This is a genomic window from Oceanicola granulosus HTCC2516, from assembly GCF_000153305.1.
In the GTDB taxonomy this organism is placed as follows: Bacteria; Pseudomonadota; Alphaproteobacteria; order Rhodobacterales; family Rhodobacteraceae; genus Oceanicola; species Oceanicola granulosus.
Map to the genome: position 1 here is coordinate 1535072 of NZ_CH724107.1, position 18443 is coordinate 1553514.

The window sequence follows — 18443 nt, forward strand, 5'->3', positions numbered from 1 at the left end:
GGTGCGGTCGAGAAGACTCGAACTTCCACGGGAGTTACCCCACAGCGACCTCAACGCTGCGCGTCTACCAATTCCGCCACGACCGCACTGTCTAGGCTTGGTGCGGCGGTCTCTACCGAGTCGCTCCGGCGATGTGAAGGGCAAAAATCACTCTTTCCGCAGCGGCGCTCTGGCATTGGCGGCAAGGGCGCGCCTATGTCACCCGCAGGCGCATCGACAGCGAGGCAGAGGCACATGGTGGAGTGGATCGTCAGCCCCGGCCTGACCGGTTACGAGACGGCCGTCGCCGAGATGGAGGCGCGCGCCGCCGCCATCCGCGCGGGCACCGCCGACGAGGCGGTCTGGCTGCTCGAGCACCCGCCGCTCTACACCGCCGGCACCTCCGCCGACCCGGTCGATCTCGTCGATCCCGGCCGGTTTCCCGTCCATGCCAGCCAGCGCGGCGGGCAATATACCTACCACGGCCCCGGCCAGCGCGTCGCCTACGTGATGCTCGACGTCGCCCGGCGCGGGCGCGATGTGCGCGCCTTCGTCGCCAGCCTCGAGGCGTGGATCATCGCGACGCTCGCGGAGTTCAACGTCACCGGCGAGCGGCGCGCGGGCCGGGTCGGGGTCTGGGTGGTACGCGAGGACAAGCCGCTCGGGCCCGACGGCGCGCCGCCGGAGGACAAGATCGCCGCCCTCGGCATCCGGCTGCGCAAGTGGGTGTCGTTCCACGGGATCTCGATCAACGTCGACCCCGACCTCGAGCACTTCTCCGGCATCGTCCCCTGCGGCATCCGCCAACACGGCGTCACCAGCCTCGTCGACCTCGGCCTGCCGGTGACGATGGCCGACGTGGACGTGGCCCTGCGCCGGACGTTTGATGTGGTCATTGGACCCGGCACGGCGGTCGAGGCCTGAAGACAAGGCTCCATGTCGCGACCGCTCTGCGTGTGCATGACGTCGGCCCAGCGGCAGTCATTCCCGACCCCGCACGATTATCAAGAGCGCTCGAGCAGCTCCAGCCGCGCCGGCAGCGGCGGGCAAGGCGGTGCCTCGGCGCGCGGGCCGAGCAGCAGGTCCGCGGTGATGACCGCCGCGATCTCGATGCCGTCGTCGCCGAAGCGGGGCTGCGTCACGGCGATGGCCGTCGGTCGGAAGCGCCCCTGCCCGTCCAGCGCGTCGACCTCCCTGCAGGCGTCGCGCCACACGCCCCGGAAGGCGCGGCGCAGCACCGGGCGTTCGGCGAGGCGGGCCACCTGCTCCTCGAGCCCCGCCTCGAAGGCGTCGTCGAGCCCGGGCTGGAGCCGGCTGCGCAGGTCGATGTCGACGCCGAAGAAGCTCAGCTCCGCCCGCCGCACCGTCGCCTCGCCGAGCACGTCGAGCGCGATCGTCCAGTTCTCGCGGAATTGCGGCCGCGCCACGAGGTCGACCCCGACCCGAAGTCGCAGCGTCTCGTCGAGGCGCAGGCCGATGAGCCGGCCCGTCACCTCCGCCCGCCCCTCGGCGGTGGCGGAGACGACGAACCCCTCCGGTCCGTCCGGCCCCGTGGCGAGGCCGGTGAGGCGGGCGGTCCAGTCGACGCGGTCGTCGTCGAGCCGGCGCGAGATGTCGACGGCGCGGCCGGTATAGACCTCCTCGACATCCTGCCCGATCAGCAGCGTCAGCGCCTCGTAGGGCAGCGCCACCGTCGCCGCCACGTGGCTGCCCGGCCCCGCCAGCCGCTGCGCCAGTGTCTCGGCCCCCGCCGTGCCCGCCGCCAGCAGGGCCGCGAACCCCGCCGCCATCGCCGTCATCCGCATCATCCCGCCTCCGCCAGCCTCGCCCGCACGACAACAGCCGCGCCGGGTCCGGAGGTCAACCGCCGCGCCCCCTGCGCCAAAATGCCCGCGCCGGAGCGTGCGCGGTTTCTTGCCCTGCCCGTGGCGAGGTCTTAGAAGGCCATGAACGGGGCGGGCAGTGTCGACTCGACGCCGCAGGGCCGCATCATTGGACATACGGGGAGAGCCTCATGGCAGACGCCGCCATTCACGGGCATGAGCATGAAGACCAGCGGGGCTTCTTCACGCGCTGGTTCATGTCGACCAACCACAAGGACATCGGCATCCTCTACCTCTTCGTGTCGGGGTTCGTCGGGTTCATCGCGGTGGCCTTCACCGTGTACATGCGCATGGAGCTGATGACGCCCGGCGTGCAGTACATGTGCGAGGAAGGCGCCCGCTTCTGGCCCGCCGCCGAGAGCGAGTGCACGCCCAACGGGCATCTGTGGAACGTGATGATCACGTATCACGGCGTGCTGATGATGTTCTTCGTCGTCATCCCGGCCCTGTTCGGCGGCTTCGGCAACTACTTCATGCCGCTGCAGATCGGCGCGCCGGACATGTCGTTCCCGCGCATGAACAACCTGTCCTTCTGGCTCTACGTCACCGGCGTCGGCCTCGGCCTCGCCTCGCTGCTGTCGCCCGGCGGCAACGGCCAGCTCGGCTCCGGCGTGGGCTGGGTGCTCTACCCGCCGCTGTCGACCTCCGAGGCCGGCATGTCGATGGACCTCGCGATCTTCGCCGTCCACGTCTCCGGCGCGAGCTCGATCCTCGGCGCGATCAACATGATCACCACGTTTCTCAACATGCGCGCGCCGGGCATGACGCTGCACAAGGTGCCGCTGTTCTCGTGGTCGATCTTCGTGACCGCCTGGCTGATCCTGCTGGCCCTGCCCGTGCTCGCCGGCGCGATCACCATGCTGCTGACCGACCGCAACTTCGGCACCACGTTCTTCCAGCCCGAAGGCGGCGGCGACCCGGTCCTCTACCAGCACATCCTGTGGTTCTTCGGCCACCCGGAAGTCTACATCATCATCATCCCCGCCTTCGGGATCATCTCCCACGTGGTGGCGACCTTCTCCAAGAAGCCGATCTTCGGCTACCTGCCGATGGTCTACGCGATGGTGGCGATCGGCGTGCTCGGCTTCGTCGTCTGGGCGCACCACATGTACACCGTCGGCCTCAGCCTGACCCAGCAGAGCTACTTCATGCTGGCGACGATGGTGATCGCGGTCCCGACGGGGGTGAAGATCTTCTCGTGGATCGCGACGATGTGGGGCGGCTCGGTCGAGTTCAAGACGCCGATGCTCTGGGCGTTCGGCTTCCTGTTCCTCTTCACCGTCGGCGGCGTCACCGGGATCGTGCTGAGCCAGGCCGGCATCGACCGCGCCTATCACGACACCTACTACGTCGTGGCGCACTTCCACTACGTGATGAGCCTCGGCGCCGTGTTCGGCATCTTCGCGGGGATCTACTTCTACCTGCCCAAGATGGCCGGCCGGATGATCCCCGAATGGGCCGGCAAGCTGCACTTCTGGATGATGTTCATTGGTGCGAACATCACCTTCTTCCCGCAGCACTTCCTCGGCCGCCAGGGCATGCCGCGCCGCTACATCGACTACCCGGAGGCCTTCGCCACCTGGAACATGGTCTCGTCGCTCGGCGCGTTCCTCGCCTTCGCCAGCTTCGTGTTCTTCATCGTGATCCTGTTCAAGGTGCTGCTGGCCCCGCGCACGGTGTTCGCCAACAACCCCTGGAACGAGTGGGCCGACACGCTGGAGTGGACCCTGCCCACCCCGCCCCCGGAGCACACGTTCGAGACGCTCCCCAAGCAGAGCGACTGGGACAAGCACCACGCTCACTAGATCAGCAGAAGCCCCGGCCCCCGCGCCGGGGCTTCTTCTTTAGGGCAGGCGCCCGCCCCGCGACGCCGCACCGCCTTTACCCCGCGACCCGCGCGTTTATCTTCCTCCGCAACGGAGGACGCGCCGCTCATGCCTTACGAATGGACCGCGCCCGTCGAGGCGCCCGGGGCGCCGCAGGCGGAGCTGCATCTGTGGCCCTACCGCTCGCTGCCGCGGCGCGGGATGGTGACGTTCATCGGCGTCACCGCGGGGCTGCTGGCGCTGCCGATGATCGCGGTGCTGGGCAGCCCGGTGCTCTGGGGCCTGCTGCCGTTCCTCGCCGCCGCCATCGCCGGGCTCTGGTGGGGGATCGAGCGGAGCTACCGCGACGGCAGCATCCTCGAGGAGCTGCGCCTCTGGCCCGACCGGATGAGCCTGACGCGCCACAACCCGCGCGGGCCGAGGCAGGATTGGGACGCGAACCCCTACTGGGTCGAGCTGCGGCTGCACGCCAAGGGCGGGCCGGTGGAGGACTACCTCACCCTGCGCGGCAACGGGCGCGAGGTGGAGCTGGGGGCCTTCCTGTCGCCCGAGGAGCGCAAGGCGCTCTACGACGACCTCGACCGCGCCCTGCGCACCCTGCGCGCCGATCCCGCATGAGCCAGGCCCCCGCGACGCCCAAGAGCGCCCGTGCCCGCCGGCTGCTGACCGCCGCCCTGCGCGGCCCCGAGGCGGCGCTGCGCACCGGCGCGCCGGGCCCGGCCGAGGCCGCGGCCCTGCGGCTGCGCGCGGCACGGCCGGCGCGGGCGCCGGAGCCGGCGGAGGTGGTGTTCCTCGTGCCGCTCGTGGGGCGGCACCACGTGGGCGATTGGGAGGCTGTGAGCGCGCGGCTGGCGCGGACGCTGGCCAGCTTCGCCGCGCAGACCGACGGCCGCTGGCAGGCGCTGGTCTGCGGTCAGGACCGCCCGGACATCGCGCTCGATGGGCGCGTCACCTTCCTGCCCTTCTCCGACGAGATCGCCGGCAACGACAAGTGGGACAAGCTCGCCCGCCTCTGCGCCGCGCTGCCCGAGGCCGCGCCCCAGGGCTACGCGATGCCCTTCGACGCCGACGACCTGCTCCACCCCGGCGCCGTCGCCGAGATGCGCGCGCGCCGCGCCGCTGGGGGGTACCTGGTCGAGACGGGCTACGTGCGCGACGTGGCGCGCGGGCGCATCGCGCTGGCCGGGCCGCGCCGGCCGGGCGCGCCGCTGCGCAAGCCGTTCTGGAAGCTCTGCGGGAGCTGCGCCGCCTTCGCCTTCGCCGGCGCGCCGGAAGACACCGCCTTCCTCGCCGCCGCCACCCGCCACGAGCACAGGATGTTCCCCTATCTCGCCCGCCTCGCCGGCCGGCCGCTGAGCGCGCTGTCTCGGCCCTCGGTGCTCTACGAGCTGAACCACGGCGAGAACTTCGGCGCGCGCCGCGGGCGGGTGTCGTTCAAGACCGGCTTCGTCGAGCGCTACCGCATCGACGACCCCGACCGCCTCGCCGGGATCGGCGAGGCCTTCGGCCTCAGCCCAGGCGGTCCTTGACCATCGGCCCGACCTTGCCGAAATCCATCTGCCCGGTGTAGCGCGCCTTCAGCGCCGCCATCACCTTGCCCATGTCGCGGATCGAGGTCGCCTCGGTCTCGCGGATCGCGGTGCTGACCGCTGCCTCGGTCTCGTCGGCGTCGAGCTTGCGCGGCAGGAACTCCTCGATCACGTCGATCTCCGCCATCTCGCGCCCCGCGAGGTCGAGCCGTCCGGCTTCCTCGTAGGCCCGTGCGCTCTCGCGGCGCTGCTTGACCATCTTGCCGAGGATCGCCCGGACCTCCTCGTCGCTCACGCCGTCGGTCGCGCCCTCCTCGCCGGTGCGGGCGGCGATCTCGCGGTCCTTGATGGCGGCGGAGATGAGGCGGAGCGTGGAAAGCCGATCGGCCTCCTTGGCGCGCATGGCGTCCTTGAGGGCCGCGGAGAGGCGGCTACGCATGTCCATGTCAGAGTGTCCCATTCGACGCGCCGCAAGCTGGCGCAATCCCAGTCCCGCATCATAGAGGCCGGGGCCGGAGGTGACAACCGCGCGACAGACCTTGACCCCCGTGCCGCCGGGACATACGACGCGCACGATTTGGCCGCAGGGGAACGAGACATGACCGACGCATTCCGCCCCACCGCCTGTCTCGCCCTCGCCGACGGCACGCTGTTTTACGGACGCGGCTTCGGCGCGGTGGGCGAGACGACGGCGGAGCTCTGCTTCAACACCGCGATGACCGGCTATCAGGAGATCATGACCGATCCCTCCTATGCCGGGCAGGTGGTGACCTTCACCTTCCCGCACGTGGGCAATGTCGGAGTCAATCCGGAAGACGACGAGACCGCCGACCCGGTCGCCGCCGGCATGGTGGTGAAGTGGGACCCTACGGAGCCCTCGAACTGGCGCGCCGCCGAGGCGCTGACGCCGTGGCTGGCGCGGCGCGGGCGGATCGGCATCGGCGGCGTCGACACCCGCCGGCTGACCCGCGCGATCCGCCACCAGGGCGCGCCGCACGTGGCGCTGGCGCACGATCCCGAGGGCAAGTTCGACATCGACGCGCTGGTCCAGAAGGCCCGCGCCTTCCGCGGCCTCGAGGGGCTCGACCTCGCGCGCGAGGTGACCTGCGCCCAATCCTACCGCTGGAGCGAGACCAAGTGGTCCTGGCCCCACGGCTTCGGCCGGCTCGAGGCGCCGCGCCACAAGGTCGTGGCCATCGATTACGGCGCCAAGCGCAACATCCTGCGCTCGCTCGCCTCCACGGGCTGCGACGTCACCGTGCTCCCGGCGACGGCGACAGCGGACGACATCCTCGCGCTGGCGCCGGACGGGCTGTTCCTGTCGAACGGGCCGGGCGACCCGGCGGCGACGGGCGTCTACGCGGTGCCGACGATCCGCGAGGTGCTGGAGCGCTCGAACATGCCCGTCTTCGGCATCTGCCTCGGCCACCAGATCCTCGCGCTGGCGCTCGGCGCGCGCACGGTCAAGATGAACCACGGCCACCACGGCGCGAACCACCCGGTCAAGGACAAGGAGACGGGGAAGGTCGAGATCACCTCGATGAACCACGGCTTCACCGTCGACACCCAGTCGCTCCCCGAGGGCGTGCGCGAAACCCACGTGAGCCTGTTCGACGGCTCCAACTGCGGCATCCGCATGGAGGAAAGGCCCGTCTTTTCCGTGCAGTACCACCCCGAGGCCAGCCCCGGCCCGCAGGACAGCGCCTACCTGTTCGACCGCTTCTCGGCGGCGATGGACGCCGCTTAACTCCACCTTAAGAGACGCCCGCCTATGCTCGAATCGGAAGCGAGCTGAGGCGGAGGCGAGGGATGACGGCACTACCGGCGCGGCTGCGGCCGGCCGATGATCCACGTGCGGCGGGCCTCGTGCAGGCAATTGCGGCGACGGGCGCGGCCGCGGCCCACGTGCTACGCCAGACGCAGCGCGACATCCGCCGCCACGACGGACGCTTCGCCGACGCGGTGCATGTGCGCCACGATATCGGCCTCGGCGAGATCGCGCAGGCCGAGGCGGCGCTCCACGGCACCCGCGTCGTCGATCCGGTCCGCGCGCCTTGCGATCCGCGCCTCGTCGCGCGGCTGGGCCCAGAGGTCTGCCTGCGCGAGCGGCTGCTGCCCTGGCGGCGGCTCGGCGGCTGCACGCTCGTGCTCTCGGCCCGGCCCGAGGAGTTCGCCCGCCACCAGCCCCGGCTCGAGCGGCTGTTCGGCCCGGTCCGGCTCGCCGTCGCGCGGCAGGACCGGCTGATCGAGGCGCTGCTCAGGCGCGCCGCCCCCGCCCTCGTCGAGCGCGCCGAAAGCCGCACCGCCGCCAGCGAGAGCTGCCGCACCTGGCGCCCGCGCCGCGCCGCCGCGCTCACCGCCCTCACCGCGCTCGCCGCCGCCGGCGCCGCCGCCCTCGCGCCGGGGGCGCTGCTGCTCGGCACGGTGGCGCTGGCGACGCTGCTGGTGCTGCTCACCACCCTGCTCAAGCTCGCCGCCTTCGCCGCCAGCTGCCGCCCCGCCGCCGACGAGCCGAGCGTCATGCCGATGTCCCTTCCGGTCGTGACGCTCCTCGTCCCGCTGCTGCGCGAGCGCGAGATCGCCGGCCACCTCGTGCACCGGCTCGAACGGCTCGACTACCCGCGCGATCTGCTCGACGTCTGCCTCGTGCTCGAGGCCGACGACACCACCACCCGCGACACCCTCGCGCGCACCAGCCTGCCGCGCTGGATGCGCACGATCACCGTACCGCGCGGCACCCTCAGGACGAAGCCGCGCGCGCTGAACTACGCGCTCGACTTCGCCCGCGGCAGCATCATCGGCGTCTACGACGCCGAGGACGCCCCCGCGCCCGACCAGGTCGCCAAGGTCGTCGCCCGCTTCGCCCGCCGCGGGCCGGAGGTCGCCTGCCTGCAGGGCGCGCTCGATTTCTACAACGTGCGCACCAACTGGCTCACCCGCTGCTTCGCGCTCGACTACGCGGCATGGTTTCGCAGCGTGCTGCCCGGCCTGTCGCGCCTCGGCCTCGTCGTGCCCCTCGGCGGCACCACTCTGTTCTTCCGCCGTCATGCCCTCGAAGCGCTCGGCGGCTGGGACGCCCACAACGTCACCGAAGACGCCGACCTCGGCCTGCGCCTCGCGCGGCACGGCTACCGGGTCGAGCTGATCGACAGCGTCACCGAGGAAGAGGCCAACGGCCGCGCCCTGCCCTGGGTGCGGCAGCGCTCGCGCTGGCTCAAGGGCTACGCCATGACCTACGCGGTGCACATGCGCGCCCCGCTGACCTTGTGGCGCCAGCTCGGCGCCGCGCGGTTCCTGTCGGTGCAGGTGCTCTTCCTCGGAACCGTGGCGCAGTTCGTCCTCGCGCCGGTCCTGTGGTCGCTCTGGGCCCTCGCCCTCGGCGTCGGACATCCCGTCGCCGCGATGGTGCCGCCCGCGCTCGCGCTCCTGATCGGCGGCCTGTTCGTGGCGTCGGAGGCGGTCAACCTGCTGATCGCGGTCGTCTCCGCCCGCCGCGCCGGAAAGGGCTGGCTCGCGCCGTGGGCGCCGACGCTGATGCTCTACTTCCCGCTCGCCACGCTCGCCGTCTACAAGGCGCTCGCCGAGATGGCGGTGCGACCGTTCTACTGGGACAAGACCGCCCACGGCGTCCTCACCGATCCCGCGCCCCCCGCCGCAGCCCGGGCCGGGCCTACTCCGCGGCCTCCACGGCGCGCGCGTCGAGCTTCAGCCGCGTGACGTAGGCGCGCGAGATATGGTCGCGCAGCGCGTTGTAGGCCGCGTCACCGTCGCTCGCCTCGATCGCGGCGACGATGCGGCTGTGCTCGCGCAGCGTCTCGCGCGAACGGCCCTCGGCGGCGATGGAGGTCGTCGCCAGCAGCGCCATCGAGCGGTGCACGAGGTCGAGCTGGCGGACGAGGAAGCGGTTGTGGCTGGCGAGGTGGATCTGGCGGTGAAAACGCCGGTTGGCCCGGGCCATGGCGTCCGGGTCGCCGATCAGCGCGTGGTCGGCCTCGAGCATCTCGCGCAGCACCTTGACCTCCTCGGGCGTCGCGTGCCGCGCCGCAAGCCGCGCGGCCAGCCCCTCGAGTTCGCCGCGCACCACGTAGAGTTCGGAGAGCTGCCCGTGATCGAGCTCGGCGACGATGAGCGAGCGCCCGTCGCGCTTGAGCAACGACTGGGTCTCGAGCCGCTGCAACGCCTCGCGGATCGGCGTGCGCGACACCCCGAAGCGCTCCGCCAGCTCGCTCTCCACCAGCCGGTCGCCGGGCTTGTAGATGCCGGTGTCGATCGCGTCGAGGATCAGCCCGTAGGCGTCTTTCTGAGGTGCTCTGGACACCGCCAATGCCCCTCCCGTTTCCGTCGCGCGATCATAGGCCCGCCCGCCGCCCCGCGGCAAGCCATTGCAGCGCCGCGCCTGCCGCGCCACAAGGCGGCATGCCCGATTTCTCCCACGTCCGCGCCTGGGTCTTCGACCTCGACAACACCCTCTACGATCCGTCCGCCCGCCTGTTCGACCAGATCGAGCGGCGCATGGCGCGCTACGTCGCCCGCCTGCTCGACATCGATGAGGCCGCCGCCGACGCCCTGCGCGACGAGTACTGGGCGCGCCACGGGACCACCCTCTCGGGCCTCATGGCCGAGCACGACATCGACCCGATGCCCTTCCTCGAGGACGCCCACGACATCGACTTCTCCATCCTCGAGCCCGACCCGGCCCTCGCCGCCGCGATCCGCGCCCTGCCCGGCCGACGTGTCGTCTTCACCAACGGCGCCAGACCCTACGCCGAGCGGGTGCTCGCCGCGCGCGGCCTCGCCGGCGTGTTCGACGCGGTCTACGGCATCGAGCACGCCAACTTCCGCCCCAAGCCCGAACAGGCGGCCTTCGAGGCGGTGTTCGCGCTCGACGGCCTGCCGCCGCGCGAGGGCGCGATGTTCGAGGACGTCCCGCGCAACCTCGCCGCGCCGCACGCGATGGGGATGCGCACCGTCCTCGTCGGCCCCGCCCCCGCGGAAGGCGCCCATATCGACGCGCACACCGACGATCTGACGGGCTTCTTGTCGCGCCTCGTCTGAGCGGCCTTTCCCCGCCCTCGCCGCGGCCCTAGCTTGCGCGCCATGAACGAGCGCCCAGACATCCTGATCTCCGGCGGCGGCGTCGCCGGTCTCGTCGCCGCCGCGACCTTCGGCAGCGCCGGCTTCTCCGTGGTCTGCGTCGATCCGGCCCCGCCGGTCACCGACGCCGCCGCGCCCGGCGCCGACCTGCGCACCACCGCCTTCCTGCAGCCCGCCCGCGCGCTGCTCGAGGAGGCCGGGATCTGGCCGCGCCTCGCTGCCGAGGCGACGGCGCTGCGCACGATGCGGATCGTCGACGCCGGGGGCGCCGTGGCGCGCGATTTCGAGGCGCAGGAGCTCGGCGACGCGCCCTTCGGCTGGAACGTCCCCAACTGGCTGATGCGGCGCGAGGTGCTGGCGCGGCTCGAGGCGCTGCCCGGCGTCGATTTCCGCTCCGGCACCGGCTTCGCGCGCATGATCACCCGCACGCACGAGGCGCTCGTCACCCTGACCGACGGCACCCGGCTGCGCCCGCGCCTCGTCCTCGGCGCCGACGGGCGCGACAGCCCCGTGCGCGCCGCCGCCGGCATCGGCGCGCGCACGATCCGCTACGGGCAGAAAGCGATCACCTTCGCCGTCACCCACGCCGCGCCGCACGACAACATCTCCACCGAGATCCACCGCACAGGCGGGCCGTTCACCCTCGTGCCGCTCCCCGACCACGAGGGCCGCCCCTGCTCGGCCGTCGTCTGGATGGTGCCCGGCCCCGAGGCGCGGCGGCTGCTGGATCTGGCTGAGCCCGCCTTCATCGCCGAGGCGACAGAGCGCTCGGCGGGCGTGCTCGGAGCCCTCACGCTCGCCGCGCCGCGCGCGAGCTGGCCGATCATCGCGCGGGTGGCGGAGCGGATGAGCGCCGAGCGCACCGCGCTGATGGCCGAGGCGGCGCACGTGCTGCCGCCGATCGGGGCACAGGGGCTCAACATGAGCCTCGCCGACCTGCGCTGCCTGCTCGACCTCGCCCGCGCCGCGCCGGAGACGCTCGGCAGCCGCGAGATGCTCGATCGCTACCACCGCACCCGCCACCCCGACATCCTGCTGCGCCTCGCCGGGATCGACGCGCTCAACCGGGCCTCCATCGCCGGCGCACCGGGCCTGCAGCAATTGCGCGCGCGCGGGATCGAAGCGCTCTGGGGGCTGCGGCCCGTCCGGCGCACGCTGATGCAGCTCGGCCTCGGCGCCGGAGCCGACGCCACCTAGAGCGGCCCCGGAAAGCGCTCCTCGGTCAGCAGCACGTTGGCCTCCACGTCGCCGATCCCCGGCAGCGTCATGATCCGCCGCCGCAGCACCCGCTCGAAATCGGCGAGGTCGCGCGCGATCACCCGCAGGCGGTAGTCGTAGAGCCCGAGCACGTGCTCCACCCGCTGCACCTCGGGGATGCCCGAGACGGCGCGCTCGAACGCCTCGAGGCTGACGCCGGCCTTGCGCGACAGCTTCACCCCGAGAAACACCGTCACCCCGAAGCCGAGCTTGCCCGGCTCGAGCCGGAGCCGCTGGCCGCGCAGGATCCCCGCCTCGCGCAGCCGCCGGAGCCGCCGCCACGTGGCCGGCTGCGACAGCCCGACCCGCCGCCCCAGCGCGCCCGCGCTCTGGCCGGCGTCCTGCACCAGCATCCCGAGCAGCCGGCGGTCGATCTCGTCGAGCGCGATCACACCGGCACCTCGTCGGCGTCCTTGACCACCGAGAGCGTCAGCAGGGCCTCGATGTCGGCGATGTGGGGCAGCGTCAGGATGCGGTCGCGGTAGACCTCCTGGTAGTGGCCCATGTCGCGCGCGAGCACCGCGAGGCGCAGGTCGACGCGGCCGAGGAAGGTCTGCAGCTCGACCACCTCCGGCACCTTGCGCGCCGCCGCCATCAGCTCGTCGAGCGCGCGCGGCGCCGCCTTGTCCACGGTGATCCGCAGCGAGACATGCACCGCGAAACCGAGCGCCGCCCAGTCGATCACCGCCTCCCGGCCCCGGATCACCCCTTCCGCCTCCAGACGCTCCACCCGCCGGGCGGCGCGCGCCGGCGTGGTGCGGGCGCGCTCGGCGAGCTCGGGCATGGTCAGGGTCGGGTCCGCCTGGAGCTGGCGGAGGATGCGGCGGTCCACGTCGTCGAGCATGATAATCGCGATAATCGGCCAGTCTGCGAATAGCAACTTCATCTGGCCCTAAATATGCACCTGCCCCGACACTCGATTTCGCCGCAAGGCTGCGTATGGTGCGCGCCATCGAACGCACGGACAGGAGGGACAACCCCATGCGCGTCTATTACGATCGCGATTGCGACGTTAACCTGATCAAGGACAAGAAGGTCGCCATCCTCGGCTACGGCTCCCAGGGCCATGCCCACGCGCTGAACCTGCGCGACAGCGGCGCGAAGAACGTCGCCGTGGCGCTGCGCGAGGGATCGCCGTCGAAGGCGAAGGCCGAGGGCGAGGGCCTGCAGGTCATGGGCATCTCCGAGGCCGCCGCCTGGTGCGACGTCATCATGTTCACCATGCCCGACGAGCTGCAGGCCGAGACCTACAGGAAGTACGTCCATGACCACCTGAAGGAAGGCTCCGCGATCGCCTTCGCCCACGGCCTCAACGTCCATTTCGGCCTGATCGAGCCCAAGCCCGGCGTCGACGTCATCATGATGGCGCCCAAGGGCCCCGGCCACACGGTGCGCGGCGAGTACGTCAAGGGCGGCGGCGTGCCCTGCCTCGTCGCGGTCCACCAGGACGCGTCGGGCAAGGCGATGGAGATCGGCCTGTCCTACTGCTCCGCCATCGGCGGCGGCCGCTCGGGGATCATCGAGACCAACTTCCGCCAGGAATGCGAGACCGATCTGTTCGGCGAGCAGGCGGTGCTCTGCGGCGGCCTCGTCGAGCTGATCCGGATGGGCTTCGAGACCCTGGTCGAGGCCGGCTACGAGCCGGAGATGGCCTATTTCGAGTGCCTGCACGAGGTGAAGCTGATCGTGGACCTGATCTACGAGGGCGGCATCGCCAACATGAACTACTCGATCTCCAACACCGCCGAGTACGGCGAGTACGTGTCCGGCCCGCGCATCCTGCCTTACGACGAGACGAAGGCGCGGATGAAGGAAGTGCTGCGCGACATCCAGACCGGCAAGTTCGTGCGCGACTTCATGCAGGAAAACGCCGTCGGCCAGCCGTTCTTCAAGGCGACCCGCCGCCTCAACGACGAGCACCAGATCGAGCAGGTCGGCGAGAAGCTGCGCGGCATGATGCCGTGGATCTCGGCCGGCAAGCTGGTCGACAAGGACAAGAACTGAGACCACTGGCAGGGCGCCGTCGGCGCGCCCTGCCCGCCCGCCGCCACTGGTCGCGGCGGGCGCTCCGCCTAGCTTGCCCCTCAGGGCCAAGGAAGGGGAGCCACCGATGGACTACTACACCCGAACGCTCGAGCCGCAGACCTACGTCTACGTCGACCGCGACTGCGCCTTCGAGGCCGGCGCGATTGCCGCCGCTATGGGCAGCGGCATCCGCGAGGTGCTCGAGGCGGTGAGCCGCGCCGATCTCGCGGTGATGTCGCCGCCGATGGCGATCTACGAGAGCATGGAGCCCGAGCGGCTGCGCTTCCGCGTCGGCGTGCTCATCACCCCCGAACATGCCGGCCGCTCGCCGCTGCGCGTCGGCGAGCTGCCCGGCGGCGAGGCGGTGCACACGGTCCATACCGGCCCCTATGCCACTCTCAACGCCACCCACCGCGCCCTCGACGAGGCGCTTGCCGCCGACGGGCACCCGCACGGCTGGCCGGTGTGGGAGGTCTACGTGGACGACCCGTCGGAGACTCCGGAGGCCGAGCTGCGCACCGAGATCTGGCGTAGCCTCGGCTGAGCCGTTGACATCGGGCCCCGCGGGGCGTCGAAGAGGCCGACCCGCCGCCTCCCGGAGACCCGCGTGACCGAAGCTCCCACCCGCGCTAACTGGCTGTCGATCCTGCTGCTCGGCCTGATCTGGGGCGGCACGTTCATGGTCGTGCGCATCGCGCTCGACGGCTACGGCCCGATCACCGTCGCCTGCGCGCGCACCACGCTCGGCGCGGCGGCGACGCTCGCTCTGATGGTGGCGCTGCGCAAGCCGATGCCGCCCGCCTCGGCGCGGCTCTGGGGCTACATCGTCGCCATCGGGGTGACGTCGACGGCGCTGCCGTTCTTCCTGCTGAGCTGGGGCCAGCAGTTCGTGCCGTCGGCCTTCGCGGGACTGACCATCGCGGCGATCCCGCTGTTCCTGCTGCCGATGGCGCACTTCTTCGCCGACGACCCGCTCAGCCTGCGCAAGCTCGGCGGCGTCACGCTCGGCTTTGCCGGCGCGCTGGTGCTGATCGGGCCCGGGCTGGCGCAGCTCGGTGCGGGCGGCGAGCCGCTGGGCCAGCTCGCCTGCCTCGCGGCGACGGTCTGCTACGCCGCCTCCTCCACCCTCACCCGCCGCTGCCCGCCGATCGATCCGTTCGCCCTCGCGGCGCTGACGCTGGTGGTCGGCGCGGCGGTCCTGGTGCCGGCGATGCTGGTGTTCGAGGGCGTGCCGGCGGTGGCGCCGGGCGCGCCGACGGTGGCGATCATCGCGCTGGGGCTGCTGCCGACGGCGCTGGCGGTGGTGCTGCGCACGCTGGTGATCCGCAGCGCCGGGCCGGTCTTCATGACGCTGGTCAACTACCAGGTGCCGCTGTGGTCGATGCTGTTCGGCTGGCTGGTCCTGTCGGAGCAGCTGCCGGGCCGGTTCTTCGCGGCGCTGGGGCTGATCCTGATCGGCCTCGGCGTGAGCCAGTGGCCGAGCCTGCGCCGCCTCGCGCGGCGGGTCCGAAGGGAGGAGCGGGTGCCGGGCTGAAGCCCGGCCTACGGTTGCGTCCTGGCGCCGCCGGGCCCGCGTCCCGGCCGCCGCTCAGGCCGGGACCGTTGCCGCCTTCACCTCCGACACGATGCTCTCCACGACCCGCGCGAGCATCGCCTCGTCCTCGCACTCGGCCATGACCCGCACCAGCGGCTCGGTCCCCGACTTGCGGATCAGCACCCGACCGGTCTCGCCCATGTCGCCCTGGGCGGCAGTGATGGCGGCCTGCACGGACTCGGCGGAGAGCGGGTCCTGCCCCGGCTCGTAGCGGACGTTCTGCAGCAGCTGCGGCACCCGCTCGAAGTTGCGCGCGAGGCGCGACGCGGGCTGGTCGGTCTCGATCATCGCGGCGAGGAACTGCAGCCCCGCGAGCAGGCCGTCGCCGGTGGTGGCGTAGTCGGTCATCACGATGTGGCCCGACTGCTCGCCGCCGAGGTTCCAGCCGCCCGAGCGCATCGCTTCGACGACGTAGCGGTCGCCCACCTTGGTCCGCTGGAGCTTCAGGCCCTTGCCGCCGAGGAAGCGCTCGAGGCCGAGGTTCGACATCACCGTCGCCACCAGCGTGCCGTCGCGCAGCCGCTGCTGGCGCGCCCAGCGGTCAGCGAACAGCGCCATGACCTGGTCGCCGTCGGCCACCGCGCCGGTCTCGTCGAGGATCATCACCCGGTCGGCATCGCCGTCGAGGCAGATGCCGATGTCGGCGCCGTGGGCGACGATGGTCTCGGCGGCCGTCCCCGTCGAGGTGGAGCCGCAATTCTGGTTGATGTTGAGGCCGTTCGGGCTGGTGCCGACGGGGATGACGTCGGCGCCGAGCTCCCAGAGCACCTCGGGGGCCACCTTGTGCGCCGCGCCGTTGGCGCAGTCGATCACCACCTTCAGCCCGTCGAGCCGCATGCCTTGCGGGAACGTCGCCTTGACCCGCTCGGCGTAGCGGAAGCGGCCGTCGTCGACGCGGCGGGCACGGCCGATGTTCCCGGGCATCGCCGGGGCCAGATCGGCGGAGACCAGCGCCTCGATCTCGGCCTCGGCGGCGTCGGACAGCTTGAAGCCGTCGGGGCCGAAGAACTTGATGCCGTTGTCCTCGTGCGGGTTGTGCGAGGCGGAGATCATGATCCCGAGATCGGCGCGCATCGACGTGGTCAGCAGTCCCACCGCCGGCGTCGGCACCGGGCCGAGCAGCAGCACGTTCATGCCCGTCGAGGTCAGCCCCGCCGTCAGCGCGTTCTCGAACATGTAGCCCGAGAGCCGCGTGTCCTTGCCGATCACGACCCGGTGGCCGTTGCTGCCGTCGTTGCGGAAGTAGCGCCCCGCGGCGGCGCCGATCTTGAGCGCCATGTCGGCCGTCATGGGCCAGGTGTTGGCGGTCCCCCGGACCCCGTCGGTGCCGAAAAGCGTCCTCATCGTCTACGTGCCGTCCTCGTTCATCGCCAGGTGCAGCGCGAGGGCCTGCCTGGTCTCGTAGGTGTCATGGACGCGCAGGATCTGCGCGCCGTGCGCCGCGGCGTGAAGCGCCACGGCAACGGAGCCTGCCGTCCGGTCCTTCGCCGCGTCGGCCCCGGCGATCTCGCCGATGAACCGCTTGCGCGACGCGCCGACCAGCAGGGCCGGGCCGAGCGCATGATAGAGAGCCAGCGCCCGAAGTAAGCTCAAGTTGTGTTGCAGTGTCTTACCGAAGCCAATCCCCGGATCGACGATCAGCAGCTCGCGGGGGATGCCGGCGGCCTCGGCGGCGGAAATCCGCTCCGCGAGGTGGTCGAACACCGCCGTCACCACGTCGTCGTAGCGCGCGTGGGCCTGCATCGTCTTGGGATCGGCGACGGAGTGCATCAGGCAGACCGGCACCTGCCGCGCCGCCACGAGGCCGGCCATGTCGGGATCGAAGCGCAGCGCGGTGACGTCGTTGACGATGTCCGCGCCCGCGTCGAGCGCCGCCTCGGCCACGGGAGCCTTGCGGGTGTCGATGGAGATCGGCGTGGTGATTCCGGCCTCGCGGATCGCGCGGATGACGGGGGCGGTGCGGGCGATCTCTTCGTCGACGGCCACCTCTTCGGCGCCGGGGCGGGTCGATTCGCCGCCGATGTCGAGGATGTCGGCCTCGAGCGCCATCGCCCGTGCCCGCGCGACCGCGCCGACGACGCCGCCGAGGTCGCCGCCGTCGGAGAAGCTGTCGGGGGTGACGTTCAGGATGCCCATGACCCGCGGCCGCTCGAGGCTCAGCCCGGCGATCGGCGGGCGCAGGGCCGTGAGCCGGTCGCGGTCCGCGTCGGAGAGATCGCCGCCCTCGGTCCCCACGAAGCGGGCGGAGCGGCTGCCGGCCAGCGGCAGGCCCGGGCCGGTGGTGGCGATGGGGCGGGGGATCATGGCGCGAGCCTCCGCACCGGCAGGCTCGTGGCGGGGGCGGCCCCTCTGGGCAGCACCAGCTCGGTGGCGTGCATGTGCTCGGCGAACCAGGCGGCGAGCGCCGGGGCGTCGGCCGGGTCGGGCGCGGCGACGAAGGTGTCGAGCACCATCTTCGACGGCGCCCAGACGCAGGTCTGGCCGTTGCGCATCGCCCAGTCGAGCTCGGTGCGGGTGCCGACGACGACGCAACGCCTCTCGCGCCCCGCCAGCGCCCAGGCGTTCTGCTCGATGGCGAGGAGGTCGATGCGCCGCTGCGCCGCCTCCACGTCGCTCCCGGGCCGCCCAGCGTCGGGCAGGCCGACGACCACGATCAGCGGCGTCTCGCCGCTCTCGGCATCGAGCACGGCCGCCAGCCGGTCGGAGGCGATCAGCGCGTTGTCGAGCAGCAGCACCCGGGGGCGGGGCGGCTCGGACTGCGTCGCCGTCTCGCCGCCCGCCCTGGAGCGCACGATCTCGACGCCGAGGTCGAACGGCCCGCGGTCGATCTTCTCGATCCGCACGAACACCCGCGCCGCCAGAGGCTCAGCGAGGATGCGCGCGGCGACGCGCTCGGCGAGCGTCTCGAGGAGGTTCAGCCGCTCGGCGGCGAGCTCGTGATCGATGGCCTCGATCAGCCGGTCGTAGGAGAGGATGCTGTCAACGTCGTCGCCGAGGTCGCCGCCGGTCGGCAGCACCTCGACCACGAGGTTGAACTTGACCCGCTGCAGCATGTCGCGCTCGGCCTGGAACGCGCCGATCTCGACCTCGACCGTGTAGTCGCGCAGCGAGATGCGGTCGAGCGGCCCGTCCGCCGTCGCCCCTGCCCGCTCGGCCGGATGGCCGAACGCCTGACGGATCTCATCGCTCATATAGTCCCCCTGCTCTCGTTTCAGGCGCACACTACAAGCCGCGCCGGCAGGGGAAAGGGCCCAAG

General features: G+C 71.8%; 19 protein-coding genes and 1 tRNA gene. 11 read left to right on the forward strand and 9 right to left on the reverse strand.

From position 1 onward, the window contains the following. Positions 1 to 2: 2 nt before the first annotated feature. Positions 3 to 86: transfer RNA gene (locus tag OG2516_RS07245), tRNA-Leu, on the reverse strand. Positions 87 to 195: 109 nt separating this feature from the next. Between OG2516_RS07245 and lipB the strand changes: the two genes are divergently transcribed. Beyond that, entirely contained in the window at positions 196 to 903 is a 708-nt protein-coding gene (gene lipB / locus OG2516_RS07250) for a lipoyl(octanoyl) transferase LipB (protein ID WP_083788476.1), read from the forward strand. 80 nt (positions 904 to 983) lie between these two features. Here the strand turns inward: lipB and OG2516_RS07255 are convergent, their stop codons facing one another. After that, positions 984 to 1787 (reverse strand): DUF4403 family protein, encoded by an 804-nt coding sequence (locus OG2516_RS07255; protein ID WP_007254988.1) that lies wholly within the window; start codon positions 1785 to 1787, stop codon positions 984 to 986. A gap of 206 nt (positions 1788 to 1993) precedes the next feature. Here OG2516_RS07255 and OG2516_RS07260 point away from each other — a divergent pair, with 206 nt between their 5' ends. From OG2516_RS07260 to OG2516_RS07270, 3 genes are all read left to right on the forward strand, one after another. Then, positions 1994 to 3667, forward strand: coding sequence for a cytochrome c oxidase subunit I (locus tag OG2516_RS07260; RefSeq protein ID WP_007254989.1), 1674 nt, complete (start codon positions 1994 to 1996; stop codon positions 3665 to 3667). Positions 3668 to 3796: 129 nt separating this feature from the next. Next, positions 3797 to 4306, forward strand: coding sequence for a DUF2244 domain-containing protein (locus tag OG2516_RS07265; protein WP_007254990.1), 510 nt, complete (start codon positions 3797 to 3799; stop codon positions 4304 to 4306). Then, on the forward strand, positions 4303 to 5217 hold the full coding sequence (locus OG2516_RS07270) for a hypothetical protein (protein WP_007254991.1): 915 nt from the start codon (positions 4303 to 4305) through the stop codon (positions 5215 to 5217). Before OG2516_RS07265 ends, OG2516_RS07270 begins: the two co-directional genes overlap by 4 nt. On the opposite strand, the gene OG2516_RS07275 is transcribed toward OG2516_RS07270, so the two are convergent. Continuing rightward, the gene (locus tag OG2516_RS07275) at positions 5198 to 5662 is read right to left on the reverse strand and encodes a GatB/YqeY domain-containing protein (RefSeq protein ID WP_007254992.1); all 465 of its coding nucleotides are present in this window, start codon (positions 5660 to 5662) and stop codon (positions 5198 to 5200) included. The genes OG2516_RS07270 and OG2516_RS07275 overlap by 20 nt on opposite strands. Before the next feature lie 153 nt (positions 5663 to 5815). On the opposite strand from OG2516_RS07275, the gene carA reads away from it, so the two are divergent. Both carA and OG2516_RS07285 read left to right on the forward strand, forming a co-directional pair. Continuing rightward, complete coding sequence (gene carA, locus OG2516_RS07280; RefSeq protein ID WP_007254993.1) at positions 5816 to 6964, forward strand: glutamine-hydrolyzing carbamoyl-phosphate synthase small subunit; 1149 nt, start codon at positions 5816 to 5818, stop codon at positions 6962 to 6964. Positions 6965 to 7026: 62 nt separating this feature from the next. Then, positions 7027 to 8934 (forward strand): glycosyltransferase family 2 protein, encoded by a 1908-nt coding sequence (locus tag OG2516_RS07285; RefSeq protein WP_050769117.1) that lies wholly within the window; start codon positions 7027 to 7029, stop codon positions 8932 to 8934. On the opposite strand, the gene OG2516_RS07290 is transcribed toward OG2516_RS07285, so the two are convergent. Next, entirely contained in the window at positions 8888 to 9541 is a 654-nt protein-coding gene (locus tag OG2516_RS07290; protein WP_007254995.1) for a GntR family transcriptional regulator, read from the reverse strand. The two genes, OG2516_RS07285 and OG2516_RS07290, sit on opposite strands and share 47 nt — an antisense overlap. A gap of 92 nt (positions 9542 to 9633) precedes the next feature. On the opposite strand from OG2516_RS07290, the gene OG2516_RS07295 reads away from it, so the two are divergent. After that, positions 9634 to 10272, forward strand: a complete 639-nt coding sequence (locus tag OG2516_RS07295) for a pyrimidine 5'-nucleotidase (RefSeq protein WP_007254996.1) — start codon at positions 9634 to 9636, stop codon at positions 10270 to 10272. A gap of 42 nt (positions 10273 to 10314) precedes the next feature. Continuing rightward, positions 10315 to 11508, forward strand: a complete 1194-nt coding sequence (locus OG2516_RS07300) for a UbiH/UbiF family hydroxylase (protein ID WP_007254997.1) — start codon at positions 10315 to 10317, stop codon at positions 11506 to 11508. Here the strand turns inward: OG2516_RS07300 and OG2516_RS07305 are convergent. Together OG2516_RS07305 and OG2516_RS07310 are read right to left on the reverse strand one after the other, a co-directional pair. Then, on the reverse strand, positions 11505 to 11960 hold the full coding sequence (locus tag OG2516_RS07305; protein ID WP_007254998.1) for an Lrp/AsnC family transcriptional regulator: 456 nt from the start codon (positions 11958 to 11960) through the stop codon (positions 11505 to 11507). The genes OG2516_RS07300 and OG2516_RS07305 overlap by 4 nt on opposite strands. Then, the gene (locus tag OG2516_RS07310) at positions 11957 to 12412 is read right to left on the reverse strand and encodes an Lrp/AsnC family transcriptional regulator (RefSeq protein WP_007254999.1); all 456 of its coding nucleotides are present in this window, start codon (positions 12410 to 12412) and stop codon (positions 11957 to 11959) included. The genes OG2516_RS07305 and OG2516_RS07310 overlap by 4 nt, the downstream gene beginning before the upstream one ends. 95 nt (positions 12413 to 12507) lie before the next feature. Between OG2516_RS07310 and ilvC the strand changes: the two genes are divergently transcribed. From ilvC to OG2516_RS07325, 3 genes are all read left to right on the forward strand, one after another. Beyond that, a complete protein-coding gene (gene ilvC / locus OG2516_RS07315; RefSeq protein WP_083788480.1) occupies positions 12508 to 13572 on the forward strand; it encodes a ketol-acid reductoisomerase in 1065 nt (354 codons plus the stop codon). A gap of 106 nt (positions 13573 to 13678) precedes the next feature. Then, positions 13679 to 14137 carry a GyrI-like domain-containing protein gene (locus tag OG2516_RS07320; protein ID WP_007255001.1) on the forward strand — a complete coding sequence of 153 codons (459 nt, stop codon included), beginning with the start codon at positions 13679 to 13681 and terminating at the stop codon, positions 14135 to 14137. Between the two features lie 63 nt (positions 14138 to 14200). After that, positions 14201 to 15127 carry a DMT family transporter gene (locus OG2516_RS07325; RefSeq protein WP_007255002.1) on the forward strand — a complete coding sequence of 309 codons (927 nt, stop codon included), beginning with the start codon at positions 14201 to 14203 and terminating at the stop codon, positions 15125 to 15127. A 54-nt stretch (positions 15128 to 15181) separates the two neighbouring features. Here the strand turns inward: OG2516_RS07325 and glmM are convergent, their stop codons facing one another. The 3 genes from glmM to OG2516_RS07340 are packed head-to-tail and all read right to left on the reverse strand — an operon-like array spanning position 15182 to position 18378. After that, complete coding sequence (glmM, locus tag OG2516_RS07330) at positions 15182 to 16531, reverse strand: phosphoglucosamine mutase (RefSeq protein WP_007255003.1); 1350 nt, start codon at positions 16529 to 16531, stop codon at positions 15182 to 15184. A 3-nt stretch (positions 16532 to 16534) separates the two neighbouring features. After that, entirely contained in the window at positions 16535 to 17491 is a 957-nt protein-coding gene (gene folP, locus OG2516_RS07335) for a dihydropteroate synthase (RefSeq protein ID WP_007255004.1), read from the reverse strand. After that, entirely contained in the window at positions 17488 to 18378 is an 891-nt protein-coding gene (locus tag OG2516_RS07340) for a dihydroneopterin aldolase (protein ID WP_007255005.1), read from the reverse strand. Before OG2516_RS07340 ends, folP begins: the two co-directional genes overlap by 4 nt. Between the last annotated feature and the right edge of the window lie 65 nt (positions 18379 to 18443).

Bases quoted from the DNA above. Each gene is read 5' to 3' on its own strand.
- lipB (WP_083788476.1), top strand. From the start codon at position 196: ATGTCACCCGCAGGCGCATCGACAGCGAGGCAGAGGCACATGGTGGAG.
- OG2516_RS07255 (WP_007254988.1), bottom strand. From the start codon at position 1,787: ATGATGCGGATGACGGCGATGGCGGCGGGGTTCGCGGCCCTGCTGGCG.
- OG2516_RS07260 (WP_007254989.1), top strand. From the start codon at position 1,994: ATGGCAGACGCCGCCATTCACGGGCATGAGCATGAAGACCAGCGGGGC.
- OG2516_RS07265 (WP_007254990.1), top strand. From the start codon at position 3,797: ATGCCTTACGAATGGACCGCGCCCGTCGAGGCGCCCGGGGCGCCGCAG.
- OG2516_RS07270 (WP_007254991.1), top strand. From the start codon at position 4,303: ATGAGCCAGGCCCCCGCGACGCCCAAGAGCGCCCGTGCCCGCCGGCTG.
- OG2516_RS07275 (WP_007254992.1), bottom strand. From the start codon at position 5,662: ATGGACATGCGTAGCCGCCTCTCCGCGGCCCTCAAGGACGCCATGCGC.
- carA (WP_007254993.1), top strand. From the start codon at position 5,816: ATGACCGACGCATTCCGCCCCACCGCCTGTCTCGCCCTCGCCGACGGC.
- OG2516_RS07285 (WP_050769117.1), top strand. From the start codon at position 7,027: ATGACGGCACTACCGGCGCGGCTGCGGCCGGCCGATGATCCACGTGCG.
- OG2516_RS07295 (WP_007254996.1), top strand. From the start codon at position 9,634: ATGCCCGATTTCTCCCACGTCCGCGCCTGGGTCTTCGACCTCGACAAC.
- OG2516_RS07300 (WP_007254997.1), top strand. From the start codon at position 10,315: ATGAACGAGCGCCCAGACATCCTGATCTCCGGCGGCGGCGTCGCCGGT.
- OG2516_RS07310 (WP_007254999.1), bottom strand. From the start codon at position 12,412: ATGCTCGACGACGTGGACCGCCGCATCCTCCGCCAGCTCCAGGCGGAC.
- ilvC (WP_083788480.1), top strand. From the start codon at position 12,508: ATGGTGCGCGCCATCGAACGCACGGACAGGAGGGACAACCCCATGCGC.
- OG2516_RS07320 (WP_007255001.1), top strand. From the start codon at position 13,679: ATGGACTACTACACCCGAACGCTCGAGCCGCAGACCTACGTCTACGTC.
- glmM (WP_007255003.1), bottom strand. From the start codon at position 16,531: ATGAGGACGCTTTTCGGCACCGACGGGGTCCGGGGGACCGCCAACACC.
- folP (WP_007255004.1), bottom strand. From the start codon at position 17,491: ATGATCCCCCGCCCCATCGCCACCACCGGCCCGGGCCTGCCGCTGGCC.
- OG2516_RS07340 (WP_007255005.1), bottom strand. From the start codon at position 18,378: ATGAGCGATGAGATCCGTCAGGCGTTCGGCCATCCGGCCGAGCGGGCA.